At 63.5% G+C, this 13,822-nt stretch carries 13 protein-coding genes, 1 tRNA gene and 1 riboswitch; of the genes, 6 read left to right on the top strand and 8 right to left on the bottom strand.

What is annotated here, in order from left to right:
- Positions 1–69 precede the first annotated feature (69 nt).
- Positions 70–1,254 carry a mechanosensitive ion channel gene (locus tag ACZ1G8_RS04305; protein ID WP_472680555.1) on the bottom strand — a complete coding sequence of 395 codons (1,185 nt, stop codon included), beginning with the start codon at positions 1,252–1,254 and terminating at the stop codon, positions 70–72.
- Positions 1,255–1,364: 110 nt separating this feature from the next.
- Between ACZ1G8_RS04305 and ACZ1G8_RS04300 the strand changes: the two genes are divergently transcribed.
- Positions 1,365–2,462, top strand: a complete 1,098-nt coding sequence (locus ACZ1G8_RS04300) for an isoaspartyl peptidase/L-asparaginase family protein (protein WP_472681191.1) — start codon at positions 1,365–1,367, stop codon at positions 2,460–2,462.
- Positions 2,463–2,666: 204 nt separating this feature from the next.
- A complete protein-coding gene (locus ACZ1G8_RS04295) occupies positions 2,667–3,116 on the top strand; it encodes a hypothetical protein (protein WP_222404084.1) in 450 nt (149 codons plus the stop codon).
- A 36-nt stretch (positions 3,117–3,152) separates the two neighbouring features.
- Here the strand turns inward: ACZ1G8_RS04295 and ACZ1G8_RS04290 are convergent, their stop codons facing one another.
- From ACZ1G8_RS04290 to ACZ1G8_RS04280, 3 genes are all read right to left on the bottom strand, one after another.
- On the bottom strand, positions 3,153–4,034 hold the full coding sequence (locus ACZ1G8_RS04290; RefSeq protein ID WP_472680554.1) for a fatty acid desaturase: 882 nt from the start codon (positions 4,032–4,034) through the stop codon (positions 3,153–3,155).
- Complete coding sequence (locus ACZ1G8_RS04285; RefSeq protein ID WP_472680553.1) at positions 4,031–4,225, bottom strand: hypothetical protein; 195 nt, start codon at positions 4,223–4,225, stop codon at positions 4,031–4,033. Before ACZ1G8_RS04285 ends, ACZ1G8_RS04290 begins: the two co-directional genes overlap by 4 nt.
- Before the next feature lie 93 nt (positions 4,226–4,318).
- Positions 4,319–5,212 (bottom strand): prephenate dehydratase, encoded by an 894-nt coding sequence (locus ACZ1G8_RS04280; RefSeq protein WP_472680552.1) that lies wholly within the window; start codon positions 5,210–5,212, stop codon positions 4,319–4,321.
- A gap of 143 nt (positions 5,213–5,355) precedes the next feature.
- Here ACZ1G8_RS04280 and ACZ1G8_RS04275 point away from each other — a divergent pair, with 143 nt between their 5' ends.
- Positions 5,356–6,030 carry a c-type cytochrome gene (locus ACZ1G8_RS04275; RefSeq protein ID WP_472680551.1) on the top strand — a complete coding sequence of 225 codons (675 nt, stop codon included), beginning with the start codon at positions 5,356–5,358 and terminating at the stop codon, positions 6,028–6,030.
- 56 nt (positions 6,031–6,086) lie between these two features.
- Here the strand turns inward: ACZ1G8_RS04275 and ACZ1G8_RS04270 are convergent, their stop codons facing one another.
- Both ACZ1G8_RS04270 and ACZ1G8_RS04265 read right to left on the bottom strand, forming a co-directional pair.
- Positions 6,087–6,746, bottom strand: a complete 660-nt coding sequence (locus ACZ1G8_RS04270) for an RlmE family RNA methyltransferase (RefSeq protein ID WP_472680550.1) — start codon at positions 6,744–6,746, stop codon at positions 6,087–6,089.
- Positions 6,743–7,954, bottom strand: coding sequence for a Ppx/GppA phosphatase family protein (locus tag ACZ1G8_RS04265; RefSeq protein ID WP_472680549.1), 1,212 nt, complete (start codon positions 7,952–7,954; stop codon positions 6,743–6,745). The genes ACZ1G8_RS04270 and ACZ1G8_RS04265 overlap by 4 nt, the downstream gene beginning before the upstream one ends.
- Positions 7,955–8,145: 191 nt before the next feature.
- Here ACZ1G8_RS04265 and ACZ1G8_RS04260 point away from each other — a divergent pair.
- Positions 8,146–8,219: transfer RNA gene (locus ACZ1G8_RS04260), tRNA-Gln, on the top strand.
- A 47-nt stretch (positions 8,220–8,266) separates the two neighbouring features.
- Here the strand turns inward: ACZ1G8_RS04260 and ACZ1G8_RS04255 are convergent.
- On the bottom strand, positions 8,267–9,880 hold the full coding sequence (locus ACZ1G8_RS04255) for an AbgT family transporter (RefSeq protein WP_472680548.1): 1,614 nt from the start codon (positions 9,878–9,880) through the stop codon (positions 8,267–8,269).
- Positions 9,881–10,115: 235 nt separating this feature from the next.
- Between ACZ1G8_RS04255 and ACZ1G8_RS04250 the strand changes: the two genes are divergently transcribed.
- Positions 10,116–10,715, top strand: a complete 600-nt coding sequence (locus ACZ1G8_RS04250; protein WP_472680547.1) for a DUF2585 family protein — start codon at positions 10,116–10,118, stop codon at positions 10,713–10,715.
- A gap of 41 nt (positions 10,716–10,756) precedes the next feature.
- A riboswitch (TPP riboswitch) is annotated at positions 10,757–10,863 on the top strand.
- Positions 10,864–10,899: 36 nt separating this feature from the next.
- Positions 10,900–12,816 (top strand): phosphomethylpyrimidine synthase ThiC, encoded by a 1,917-nt coding sequence (thiC, locus tag ACZ1G8_RS04245; protein WP_472680546.1) that lies wholly within the window; start codon positions 10,900–10,902, stop codon positions 12,814–12,816.
- A gap of 58 nt (positions 12,817–12,874) precedes the next feature.
- Here the strand turns inward: thiC and ACZ1G8_RS04240 are convergent, their stop codons facing one another.
- The gene (locus ACZ1G8_RS04240) at positions 12,875–13,411 is read right to left on the bottom strand and encodes a lipocalin family protein (RefSeq protein ID WP_472680545.1); all 537 of its coding nucleotides are present in this window, start codon (positions 13,409–13,411) and stop codon (positions 12,875–12,877) included.
- Positions 13,412–13,822: the final 411 nt, after the last annotated feature.

The following is a 13,822-nucleotide window of genomic DNA, read 5'->3' as shown; positions in this document are numbered from 1 at the left end:
GCGAGACCTTTTGGTCCCGCGCCCTCTCAGGCCCCTCTCTCCTTGGGGTACTGGTTCTTGTCCGGTCGGTCAGGTCTTGGGACCTGTTCCTCCCAGGTCATTGTCCATCTGGTCGAGCTTGCGCGCCGCCCAATCGCGGCCACCAAGGCCGAAAGCAAGCGCGCCTGCCACCGCGATGCCGGCGATCAGGATCGTCAGCGCATTGGCCGGGATCATCCCGCCGATGCCGGTGAACTGCAGGCCCATGAAGACGAACAGGATGATGGTTGCCCAGCGCACGATGGTCGCCGCCGTACTGCTGCCTGCATCGCCGGCGATAAGGCGGGCCAGCAGGTTGGCGATCAGGAAGCCGAAGGCGATCACGACTGCGCCGAAGATGACCCGTCCACCCAGCTCGAGCAGCTGGTCGAGGATTGCGGTCAGCTCGGGAAAGCCGAGGATGCGCGTTGCGGCGATGGCAAAGAACAGGATGATCGCCACCTGTGCGATACGGGCGATGATCCCGCTTGCGGTGGTGCCTTCAGCGACAAGGCCGCTTTCCGACAACGCCCGGTCGACACCGAGCCCCGGTAGCACTTCCTTCACGATCTGCACCACGAAACGGCTGATGAGATAGCCGATGCCGAGCAGGATCGCCGCGGCGATAATGTTCGGGATCGCTGCAAAGATCATCCGCAGCATGTCGGAGGCAGGTTCGCTGATCGACTGGATTTCCAGCTGTTCGAGCGCAGCGATCGCCACCGGAATGGCGATCAGGACGTACACGATCGTGCCGATGGTCTTGCTGATGGTGGTATTGCCGGTGACATTGTCCACCCCGCCGCGATTGGCCCACTTGTCGAAGTCCACCGTCTGCAGCGTGGTGACCACAAGATCGCGCACGATCCGCGCCACCATCATGCCGATGAAGAAGATCAGTCCGGCCCACAGCAGGTTGGGCAGGAAGTCGACAACGTTCTCGAGCAGGCTGTCGATAGGTCCTGCGACCCCGCCCAACTCGAGGATGTTCAGGATGACGAGCAAGCCGAACAGCCAGATTAGCAAGGATACTATCTTGCCGAGCGATTCACCCAGCGACTGGCCGTTTCCGGTCCCGCGCTTGAAGAAGTCGACCGTGTCGACAAGCTTTGCGAAAGTCCATTTGGCTGCGCGCGCGGCAAGCCAGGTGATGAGCAGCGCAACCGCCGCGAATAGAAGCTTCTCTCCAAGCTCCATGGCGAGTTGCTGGTCGAAACGATATCTGTCGAAAATCATGAAACCTCTCCCCATTGGTTTCCGTAGCGTCAGGGCTATCACGCTTGTCGTTTCTATCCAAAAGGGCGGGTGGGGATTGAGTGGATAACTTTGCGTGCTATCCCAGCCTGATGAGAGGATTCCCGACCCGTTTCGCTGCGGCTTTCGCGCTTGTGATCGCCGCCCTTTCCACGCCCGCGCAGGCCGACGACCACGAGCCGAGATGGTCGTTCGCGATCCACGGCGGCGCCGGCACGATCGCCCGCGAAAACATGAGCGCCGAGGCCGAGGCGGAGTACCGCGCCTCGCTCCAGCGAGCGCTCGACGCGGGCTCGAAAATTCTCGCCGAAGGCGGCAACGCGATGGATGCGATCGAGGCGGCGATCCTCCTGATGGAAGACGATCCGCGCTTCAACGCGGGGCGCGGGGCAGTTTATACCTGGGAGGGCGGGCACGAGCTCGACGCTTCGATCATGGACGGGCGCAACCGCGATGCCGGCGCTGTCGCAGGTGTCACCAATATCCGCAATCCGATCCTGCTCGCACGCAAGATCATGACCGACAGTCCGCATGTGATGCTGGCTGGCGAGGGCGCGGAAACCTTCGCGTCGGAAGAGGGCCTCGAAATGGTGCCGGGCGAATATTTCGACACCGACAGCCGCCGCGAGGCGCTCGAGCGGATGAAGGCGCGCCAGCTTTCCGCGCTCGATGTCGATATCAAGTTCGGCACGGTCGGGGCGGTCGCGCTGGACATGGAGGGTAACATGGCTGCGGGAACCTCAACCGGCGGGATGACGGGCAAGCGGTGGGGCCGTATCGGCGATGCCCCGATCATCGGCGCGGGCACCTATGCCGACAACCGCAGTTGCGCCGTTTCGGCGACCGGCTGGGGCGAGTATTTCATCCGTGTCGGCGTGGCGCACGAGATCTGTACGCGGCTGCGCATGGCGCAGAAGGTGGAAGACGAAGATGTCGCCGTCGCGATGGAAGCCGTAGCACGGGCGGAAGAGAGAGACGTGATCTACATCAGCGGCCAATTGCCCGAGGACGAGGTGCAGTGGGCGGCTGATAGTGTCATGGCAGAGGTCAAGGCGCTTGGCGGCGACGGCGGCGTGATCGTCGTCACGCCCGATGGCCATGCTCTCTACAGCTTCAACACCGCGGGCATGTACCGGGGCCGTGCGACCAGCGAAGGCGTGAACGAGGTCGCGATCTACGGCGACGAGTAGGCTTTCGATTCTGCTGCGGCGCACAACGCCGCACGTTGCCGCCCTAAAACATCGATTTCGCAACGGCTTGCCGTAGCGCTTTGACTCGGCGCGAAGCTGGGCGCAGATTTCGTGCCGCGTTGGGGAATAATCTTACAACAATCGGGCCGTGATGGCCCTGACGCCGCTCTTGGGTCGCAGCACTCAACGAGGGGAGTCACCCGCATGAAACACTTGATGAAATCCGCCCTGATCGCTTCGGCGCTGGCCTTTGCCATGCCGCAGGCCGCGTCTGCGCAGGACCAGTATCCGCTGACTGGCGCGGAATGGATCGAAGTTACCGGGATCAGTATCGAAGACGGTGGCGGACTGAAGTATGCTACCTGGCTTGCCACCGAATGGCGCAAGCGCATGGACTACGCCGTCTCGCAAGGCTGGATCGAAAGCTACGAGATCTGGTCGAACACCCACGGCCGTGCCGACGAGCCCGACATGTGGCTGATCACGCGTTTCGACGAGTTCGAAAGCAACGAGGAATGGGAAGCGCGCAACCGGCAGATGCGCGAATACATGCAGCGCAACATCCAGCAGCTTCAGGCCGAAAGCGGCGACCGCGCTAAATATCGCAAGGTCCTGGGCGATGTGCTTATCAAGCGCCTCGTCTGGCGCGACTGACGCGAACAGGATGGGGGCCGGGCGCAGGCGTCCGGCCTACATCTCCAGCTGGACGCCGCGCGCTTCGAGGATGGGCCTCATCTCGCGATAGGCCGCCGGCGTGCGCATGAGCGGGATGTAGGGATGCAGGTGATGGACCACGTGATACTGCATGCCCATGCTGAGAATATTCCCGACCTTCGAGCGCCAGTTCTTCGTATCGCGATAGCGGCCCTGTCCCATGCCCGGACTGTGTGGCGCCCATGACAAGAAGAACAGGATGTAGGTGATCGCGATCTGGTAGGGCAGCCACCAGAGGAAGAAGGCTTCGAGCGCAAGGCCGCTCCAAGCGAGCGCGATCAGGATCGCATAGAAGCCGAGCCGGTATCCGATCGCGAGGAGGATCAGGTCCAGCCGGCCGTGACGCTCGAGGCAGCGCAGGTAATCGCCTGGGCGCTTCCCGTTCGGTTGGCGCTGGCGGACAGTTTCCCAGATTGCAGCCCGGGCATTGTCCGCATGGCTGGTGATGTCGACGTCGAGGTCGGGATCATTGGTGTGCCTGTGATGGTCCATGTGCGTGACGCGCAGGACTTCGTAAGGATAGACCATGACCCAGCTGGTGGCGTGGCCGACCAGCTCGTTCAGCCAGTAGAGCTTCTGTCCGGGCCGCGCGATGATGTGATGCTGCGCGTCATGCGTGGGCAGGTAGACGAGAGAGATGTTTATCGTCGCGACGATAAAGCCCAGCCACAGCGGGATGGCGTCGAGGATCACAAGCGGCCAGAGCGCGAGCCATACGGCGAGATTGCCGAAGGCCCATGCCACTATGCCCCAGGGAAACATGCCCGAATGCTTGCGGGCGATCTTGTTCTCGAGCTTGCGCAGTTCCGCGTCCGACAGCGCCGAGAGATCGGTGGGAATGGTGACTGGCGCGTTCATATCCAGCGTCCCGTGACCGTCGCGAAAGCGCCCCAAGCGCCGCCGACGAGCAAGCCGAAGGTCAGCGCGCCGAGACCGAATGGTGCCGCGATGCCCGCCGCCACAAGGCCCTCGGCGATCACCGGCGCCAGAAAGCCTACGCCGAAAATCAACGGCAAGAGCCACAGCACTGCCTTGAGGGCTTTCTGCATCCTCCACTCCCTTCCGAGCGAATGGATAGCAATATGAAACCTATATGTCAGCCCCGGCCTGATGCAGCGAAGCGGTAGGTCGGAGGACGAGCTTCAGCCCCGCTTGCGCGCCTGGGCGTAGCTGCCGAGGAGGCGGACTTCGTTGGTCTGGAACGCGAGTTCCTCGAGCGCGGCATCGACCCGCGGATCGCCTGGCGCGCCCTCGATATCGGCATAGAAGCGCGTTGCGGCAAAGCTTGCGCCCTTCTGGTAGCTTTCGAGCTTGGTCATGTTCACGCCATTGGTCGCAAAGCAGCCGAGCGCCTTGTAGAGCGCAGCGGGGATGTTCTTCACCTCGAAGATGAAGGTGGTCATTGTCTGATCGGCCTCGATCCCGGCGGGATCGCGCGGTTCCTTCGCGAGGACGACGAAGCGCGTGGTGTTGTCATGCGCGTCCTCGACCGCTTCCTCGATGATATCGAGCCCGTAGAGCTCGGCGGCCATGGGCGGGGCGATGGCGCAGAAACGCGGATCCTGCATCTCGGCGACATAGGCCGCCGCACCCGCAGTATCGGCGTGGGTCAGGGCGACGATGCCGCGTTCCTGCAGGAAGTGGCGCGACTGGCCGAGCGCTTGCGGATGGCTGTAGGCCGCTTCGAACGGGCCGGGGCCGGTCGCCATTAGCGAGTGGGTGATGCGCATGAAATGCTCTGCCACGATCGACAGCCCGCTTTCGGGCAGCAGGAAGTGGATGTCCGACACGCGGCCATGCTGGCTGTTCTCGATCGGGATCATCGCGCAGCCCGCATTGCCCTGCTTCACCGCGTCGAGCGCGTCCTCGAAGCCGAGGAAGGGCAGGGGCAGGCATTCGGGATCGAACTGCATGGCCGCCTGGTGCGAGTTCGAACCCGGCGCGCCGCCGAAAGCGATCGCGCGCGCAGGGTCGGCCGCTGCGGCGGTTCGCATCGTGTCGACCATGTCGATGGCGGGCTTGGCAAAAGTACGCATGGGGGATGCGTGTTAGCGGTCATTTCACCCGCCGCAAGCGCTATTGCGCCAAAGACATGCCACGGCACTTGCGTATGGGGCCTTGCGGCACTAGAGCGACGCCCAAGTCACAGATCACACGGATTCTTGCAGGCAATCACGCAATGGACGATCGTTTTAACACCACTTCCGGCTGGGTTCTCTTCTCGGGCATCGTCGCGCTAGGCGCTTCGATCGCATCGGGCCTGTATTTCCACGCCGACAGCTACGATTATCCCGAGGATCAGGAGCCCGGCTATTTCGTGCAGGGTGAAACCGTAGGCCCGGTCGAGACCGGCCCGAGCCTCGCAGAAGTCCTGCAGACCGCCGATGCGGCTGCCGGCGAGCGTGTCTGGGCCAAGTGCTCGGCATGTCACTCGATCGAGCAGGGCGGTGCGAATGGCATCGGCCCGAACCTTTACGGCATCATGGGCAAGGCCATCGGCGGCGGCGCTGCCGGCTTCGCTTACTCCTCTGCCCTGTCCGACAAGGGCGGCCAGTGGACCTGGGAAAACATGAACGAGTGGCTCATCAGCCCGCGCGGTTTCGCCAACGGCACCAAGATGAGCTTCGCCGGTCTCTCGAAGATCGAAGACCGCGCCAATGTCATGGAATACATGGCGACCTTCGGCGGCGCTCCGGCCAAGCCCGAATTCGTCCCGGCTGAAGAAGAAGCCGCACCTGCTGTTGCAGGCGAAGAGCCGACCGAAGCCGAAGCCGCCGGTGCCATGGGCGCCGACGAGCCGGTCCCTTCGGCCAACGCTGCAGGCGACAACGAAGGCGCGACCAAGATCGACTGATCTGCGCTTCCAAAGCTATACGAGAAACCCCGCCTTCGAGCGGGGTTTTTTGTGTCCTAGCCCTTGAAGCCCTGCGCGATGACGTACCACTCGCTCGAGCCCTTGCGGCTGGCGGGCGGCTTGGCGTGCTTCACGGTCTTGAAGTGTTTCTTGAGCAGGTCGAGCAGGTCCTTGTCGGTCCCGCCAGCGAGCACCTTAGCGAGGAAAGTCCCGCCCTTTTCAAGATTTTCGACCGCGAACCAAGCCGCGGCCTCGACGAGGCCCATGGTTCGCAGGTGATCGGTCTGCTTGTGGCCGACGGTGTTGGCGGCCATGTCGCTCATCACTAGGTCGGCCTTGCCGCCCAGCGCTTCTTCGAGAATGCGCGGCGCGTCGTCGTCCATGAAATCCATCTGGAAGATCGTCACGCCCTCGATCGGCTCGGTCTCAAGCAGGTCGATGCCCACGACATGAGCCTTGGGCTTCACCTTGCGCGCGACTTGGCTCCATCCTCCTGGCGTGATCCCAAGATCGACGATCCTGTTTGCGCCTTTCAGCAGGCCGAACTTCTCGTCCATTTCGATCAGCTTGTAGGCCGCCCGGCTGCGATAGCCGTCCGCCTTGGCCTGCTTCACGTAGGGATCGTTGAGCTGACGCTGCAGCCAGCGCGTTGAGGATTCGCTCCGCTTCTTCGCAGTGCGGACCCGCGTGTCCTTGTCCTTGCCCGAGCGGCTCATACGTCTTGCTCCCGCATGCGTTGGAGGGCCGCGCGGCTGCGCTCGCCGTCGGCATCGGCCGCCATCAGGCTGCGCAGGATGCCCTCGCGGATCCCGCGATCGGCCACGCCAAGCGTTTCCGAAGGCCAGATGTCGAGAATGCTCTCCAAGATCGCACAGCCTGCGACCACGAGGTTCGCCCGGTCGTCACCGATGCAGGGCAACTGGCGCCTGTCGGGCCCGCTCATGTGCGACAGCTTCGCTGAAATGTCGCGCATGTGCCTGCTCTTGACGATCAACCCGTCGACCGCGCGGCGGTCATATTGCGGCAATTCGAGATGCAGGCTGGCGAGCGTCGTCACCGTGCCACTGGTGCCGAGCAGCCGGATCGGCTCGGGCCCGTTTGCGAATTCACGGATGCGCTTGGCGAAAGGCTTGAAGCTGTTCAGCACGGTCTCGCGCATGCGGCGATAGCGATCGAGCCGCAGTTCCTCGGTATCGTCCGAACCGGTGATGGTGTCGGTCAGCGACACGACACCCCATGGCACACTCATCCAGTCGAGAATGCGCGGTACGGCCCCGCTGGGTTCGACGAGCACCAGTTCGGTCGAACCGCCGCCGATATCGAAAATGATCGCCGGACCGGCTCCGTCTTCGAGCAGTACGTGGCAGCCGAGGACCGCGAGGCGGGCTTCTTCCTGTGCGGAGATGATGTCGAGCGCGATGCCGGTTTCCTTGCGCACGCGCTCAATGAATTCCTCGCCGTTCGACGCCCTACGGCAGGCTTCGGTGGCGACCGAGCGCGCAAGGTGGACATGGCGGCGACGCAATTTCTCAGCGCAGACGTGAAGGGCCGACAGGGTGCGCTCCATCGCGTCGTCGGACAGCCGCCCGCTCGCCGCGAGGCCTTCGCCAAGCCGCACCACGCGGCTGAAGGCATCGATCACGGTAAAGTTCTCGCCCGATGGGCGAGCGATCAGCAGGCGGCAATTGTTCGTGCCGAGGTCGAGCGCGGCATAGGCCTGACGGCGCGCGCGCGGTGGCTCGTTTTGCTGGAAAGCCGGTTTGTCCTGGGCCTGCTTCGCGCGCGATTTCGCTGCGCGGCCTGAGCCACCTTTGCCGTTGGGCCTGGAGGGGCGCTTGTAGCGGAAATCGGCTACCTTGCCGGACGTGCCGCCCCGTTTGTGTTCCTGGCCCCGTTTTGTGTCCGGCGGAACCTGATCCGCCATGGGGTATCTTTCGTTATTCCTCCCGTGCGAACCACCTCGCACGGGGACCTGGGACCAACGCTAGCGACGCAAAGCGCGAGGGGCAAGCCAAAGGCGTCTCGGCGGGGTTGACCTTGCGCGCACACGAAACTAGATGCGCGGCCTCTCTTGCGGTCGCCACGCGATTCTCAACGCCGGCACTCCGCAGCTGATGCCCCGTCGTCTAATGGTAAGACTGCGGACTCTGACTCCGTCAATTGAGGTTCGAATCCTCACGGGGCATCCATTCTCCCACATTGCAGCAGCATCAGGACGCGGGCGAGCCGCGGCCCTTTACTGTGCGTAGTAGGTCGGCGAGCCCGGGCCCACGGGCAGGCCGAGGACGAAGGTCCACAGGTAGAAGAACAGCGACCAGGCGACGATGAAGAACATCGTATAGGGCAGCATCATCGCGATCATCGTGCCCACGCCAAGGTCCTTCTGGTAGCGCGTCGCCCAGGCGAGGATGAGACCGAAATAGCTCATCATCGGGGTGATGATGTTGGTGGTGGAATCGCCGATGCGATAGGCAGCCTGGATGGCTTCGGGCGCATAGCCGATCAGCATCAGCATCGGCACGAAGATCGGTGCGGTGACCGCCCATTGCGCGCTGGCCGAGCCGAGCGAGAGGTTGATGATCGCGCACAGCAGGATGAACAGGAAGAACACCATCGGCCCGGTCATGCCCGTCTCGACGAGGAAGTTCGCGCCCGTCACTGCCGTGATCGCGCCGAGGTTCGTCCAGCCGAAAAAGGCGACGAACTGCGCGGCGAAGAACACCAGTACGATATAGAGGCCGAGGCTCGAGAGAGCGCCGGACATGGCATCGATGATGTCGCGGTCGGTCTTCATCGTGCCGGCGGCACGGCCATAGGCATAGCCTATCGCGACGAAGAAGATCAGGATCCAGACCACGAAACCGTCGAAGAAGGGCGAATCCATCCGGTCGCCGGTCTCCGCATTGCGCAGGATGCCCCATTCGGGAACGAGGGTGAGAGCCATCAGGCCGAGCACGCCGAGCAACGCGATGCCCGCCCAGCGCAGGCCCTTGCGCTCCTGCTCTTCGAGCGGGCTCATCATGTGATCGTCGAGGATGGTCGGATCGGCCTTGGACGCATCATAGGCGCCGAGTTTGGGCTCGACGATGTAGATGCTGACGAAGCTCGCGATCGCGGTGATGAGGAAGGTGGAAGCGAACATGAAGTACCAGTTCGCCGTCGCCAGCACGGTGTATTCGGGATCGATCAGCTGGGCGGCTTCCTGCGTGATCCCGGCCAGCAGCGGGTCGATGGTGCCGATCAGCAGATTGGCCGAATAGCCTCCGGAGACCCCGGCGAAGGCCGCTGCCATGCCCGCGAGCGGATGCCGGCCGAGCGCGTAATAGATCGCGCCGCCCAGCGGGATCAGCACGACGTAGCCGACCTCGCTCGCGGTGTTCGAGATGATACCGGCGAAGACGATGGCCACGGTAACGAGCTTGGGCGGGGCGTTCAGCACCATCGAGCGCACGGCAGCGCTCAGCAGGCCTGATTTCTCCGCGACACCCACGCCGAGCATGGCGACGAGGACGACGCCGAGCGGCGCGAAGCCGGTGAAGTTGTCGACCAGCCCGGTGAAGATGCGCCGCACACCGTCGCCGTCGAGCAGGCTGACCGCGCGGATCATGCCGTCATCGGCCACGCCCGGTGCGCCCGCGGGCCTGGGGTCGACCACCGCCACGCCGAAATACCCGAACACGCCCGACAGCAACACGATGCCCAATGCCAGAAGCGCAAACAGCGTGACCGGATGGGGCAGCAGGTTGCCGAGCCATTCGACACCGTCGAGGAAGCGCGTGAACGCGCCGCGCTTGGCAGTCTCGGCGGCTTCGGGTGCGTCGGTGCTGGCCGAGGGCGGAAATTCGGTCATGTCGGGATAGTCTCGCGTCGTGAAGGCTAGGGCATTTTACCCGGGCAGGGCCGGAGTTCCGACCGGGGATATCAGGCTGGCAAGTGAACAGGTCCTGACCCCGCCGATCAAGGGCGCAGGCCATAGAGGTCAACAGTTACGCGGCATGGATTGCCGATGCGCTCCGAAAGCCACGCATTTTCATCCACATGCCCTTGCTTGCCAAAGTGCGGGTGCCGCGCCATTCCTTCCGCTCATGGGAAAGCTCGCACCCGGTCGCACTGCGATCCTCGTCTCGCTCGGCATTACGGTTGCCGCGATCCTCGTCCTCCTCGCGATGGATCGCCCGCCGATCTGCGAATGCGGATATGTGAAGCTGTGGCACGGCCAGATCAACGATGCCGGCAACAGCCAGCACATTTCCGACTGGTACACGCCCAGCCACATCATCCACGGCATGATCTTCTATGCCTTCGGCTACTGGCTGTTCGTGCGCCGGGGGCTGGGCGGGGCAGACGCTGCCAAGCGCTGGGGGCTACCTCTCGCGGTGTTCCTCGAGGCGGCCTGGGAAGTCGCCGAGAACACGCCCATGGTTATCGAGCGCTTCCGCTCGGTTACCGCGAACTTCGGCTATTCGGGCGACAGCGTGCTCAACTCGGCCGCCGACATCGGCTGGATGGCTTTCGGCTTCTGGCTCGCGCTGCGCCTGCCGGTGAAGCTGACGGTAGCGCTGGCGCTGATCGGCGAGGTGGTTGCCGCGCTGGTGGTGCGCGACAATCTGACGCTCAACGTGATCATGCTGCTCTTCCCGATCGACGCAATCGCCGAATGGCAGGCCGCGAGCACGCACGGGTAGCGCTTCGTTACTGGACTCGGCTCCGCACCGGGCCTAGGGAATTGCCATCCCCGGGGAGCCGCTTGGCTGAGAGGGGCGCGTAGCACCGCCCGACCCGTCGAACCTGAACCGATTAGCATCGGCGGAGGGAGTGGAGCGGCGCGTGAAATCCGCTCTTCCTCTGCCTTATGGAGAGAGCACTCGCATGGCCGACATCAACAGCAAATTCGACATCGGCGTCACCACCGGGCCCATCCGTGGCAGCCGCAAGATCCATGTCGGCGCGAAGAGCGGCAGCGGGATCCAGGTCGCCATGCGCGAGATCGATCTCGAGGGCGGCGAGCCTTCGGTGCGCGTCTACGACACTTCCGGCCCCTACACCGATCCCGATGCCACGATCGACATCCGGCAGGGTCTCGAACAGAAGCGCCGCGAGTGGATCCTCGCGCGCGGCGATGTCGAGGAATACGACGCGCGCGAAGTAAAGCCGGAAGACAACGGCCAGCTCGGCCCCGACCGGTCGGGCGGCGTCCCGGCATTCCCCAATGTCGCGAAGAAGGTGCTGCGCGCCAAGCCCGGCATGAACGTCAGCCAGATGCACTACGCCAAGCGCGGCATCATCACGCCCGAGATGGAATATGTCGCCGAGCGCGAGAACCTCGGCCGCGAAATGCTGCGCGAGGAAGCCGCGCGTCTCGAAGCACGCAATGACGGCCAGCCTTGGGGCGCCAGCGTGCCCGATTACGTCACCCCCGAGTTCGTGCGCGACGAGGTCGCCCGCGGCCGCGCGATCATTCCGAACAACATCAACCACCCCGAAACGGAACCCATGGCGATCGGGCGCAACTTCCTCGTCAAGATCAACGCCAATATCGGCAATTCCGCCGTGGCCTCCGACGTGGCGAGCGAGGTCGACAAGATGGTCTGGTCAATCCGCTGGGGCGCGGACACGGTCATGGACCTTTCCACGGGCCGCAACATCCACGACACGCGCGAATGGATCATCCGCAACTCGCCCGTCCCCATCGGCACCGTGCCGATCTACCAGGCGCTCGAAAAGGTCGGCGGTATTGCCGAAGACCTCACCTGGGAAATCTTCCGCGACACGCTGATCGAACAGGCCGAACAGGGCGTCGACTATTTCACCATCCACGCAGGGGTCCGCCTGCCCTATGTCCCGATGACCGCCAAGCGCGTCACCGGCATCGTGTCGCGCGGCGGCTCTATCATGGCGAAATGGTGCCTCGCGCATCACAAGGAGAGCTTCCTCTACGAGCGCTTCGACGAGATCACCGAGATCATGAAGGCCTATGACATCGCCTATTCGCTGGGCGATGGTCTGCGCCCCGGCTCCATCGCCGATGCGAACGACGAAGCCCAGTTCGCCGAGCTCTACACGCTGGGCGAGCTTACCAAGCGCGCCTGGGAACAGGACGTGCAGGTGATGATCGAAGGCCCCGGCCACGTGCCGATGCACAAGATCAAGGAGAACATGGACAAGCAGCTAGAAGCCTGCGGCGAAGCGCCCTTCTACACGCTTGGCCCCCTCGTCACCGATATCGCGCCGGGATACGACCACATCACCAGCGGCATCGGCGCGGCGCAGATCGGCTGGTACGGCACCGCCATGCTCTGCTACGTCACGCCCAAGGAACACCTCGGCCTTCCCGACCGCGACGATGTGAAGGTGGGCGTGGTGACCTACAAGCTCGCCGCACACGCTGCCGACCTCGCCAAGGGCCACCCGGCCGCCAAGGTCCGCGACGACGCCTTGAGCAAGGCCCGCTTCGAATTCCGCTGGCGCGACCAGTTCAACCTCAGCCTCGACCCCGACACGGCCGAGCAATATCACGACCAGACCCTCCCCGCAGAAGGCGCCAAGACCGCCCACTTCTGCTCCATGTGCGGCCCGAAATTCTGCTCGATGAAGATCACGCAGGAAGTGCGCGACTTCGCCGCAAAGCAGAACTCGGACAGCTACCTCGCGACCGAGAATATCAAGCGCGAGACCTCAGCCGAAGAGGCCGAGGAAGCGCAGAAGGGCATGGAGGAGATGAGCGAGGTGTACCGCGAGAAGGGCGAGAAGTTGTATTTGCCGGAGGATGAAACCGGAACAGCGTGATCCGGTTCGGCCCGTCCAACTCAAAAGGACCGAGTTGGGGAGGGCTGATCCCTCTTGTTTATCCTGCAGGCTGCTCGGTCAACCTCACGAGGCTCCAGTCATAGCCTAGTCCCTTTGCGCGCTGTTCCAGCATTGCGCGAGTGGCTGGGTTTGGCTGCGCTTCGCGGGTGAGCATCCACAGATAGCGTCCGCTAGGTTCGCCCACTATCGACCAGTCATACCGACCATCGGCACCAGCGTCTCCGCGATCAAGCACCCAGTAGTCGCCGTAAAAGGGACCAAAGAAGCTGACTTTCAGCTTAGCGCCCTCGCTGTCCTCGACGATCTTGGCCCTGCCGGTCGACTGCCTAAACTCGCCGGAAAGCGAGTCCTCGTAGCAGGAATTCACCACACGTATCTTGCCGTCATCCCTCAGCGAATATTCCGCGGTGACCCCCTCGCACCCCTTCTGGAAAGGCGCCTCGTAGCGTCCGTACTCATACCACTTACCGAGATAGGCATTGAGCTCCACGGGCTTGGCCGGCTCCGGAACTGCGAGGTTGCCGACAGGGCCGGGGGTCCCGACGCATGCGCTTGCTGCCAGAGCAATAGGCATGGCCGCGAGAAGAAAAAGCTTGCGGTTCATGGCTAGCCCAACTTTCCGGCTGGGTGTTGGGTTCCGCAAGAATCAGCGGCCCTATCGAGCCGGAACCAACCTCTCGACCAGCGCCCTGAGTTCGCTCGGCGTGGTGTGGCCGGCGACGATCTCGTGATAGCCGATGTCCGCCTTGCGTGACCTTTTGTCCTACCGCTTCGCTGCTTGAGGACGGGCTTCCTTCTTCACCCCATCGCGCGCATCCCCGCTAGCCGCAGCGCCCAAACGCGCTTCTTCCCTTGTTCGCATGGCCGCCCCCCCATATAAAGAGAAGCTACCTGTCGTTTCCGACGGTCCTCTTCCCGTTTCCATGGGAACCGCTCCCCGCCAGATCTCGCCATTTAGTCCGCGCACCAGCGGTCGCTTCTTTCC

The organism is Qipengyuania sp. BR81-2 (assembly GCF_055693895.1).
This window is presented reverse-complemented; position numbering and strand designations above follow the sequence as displayed.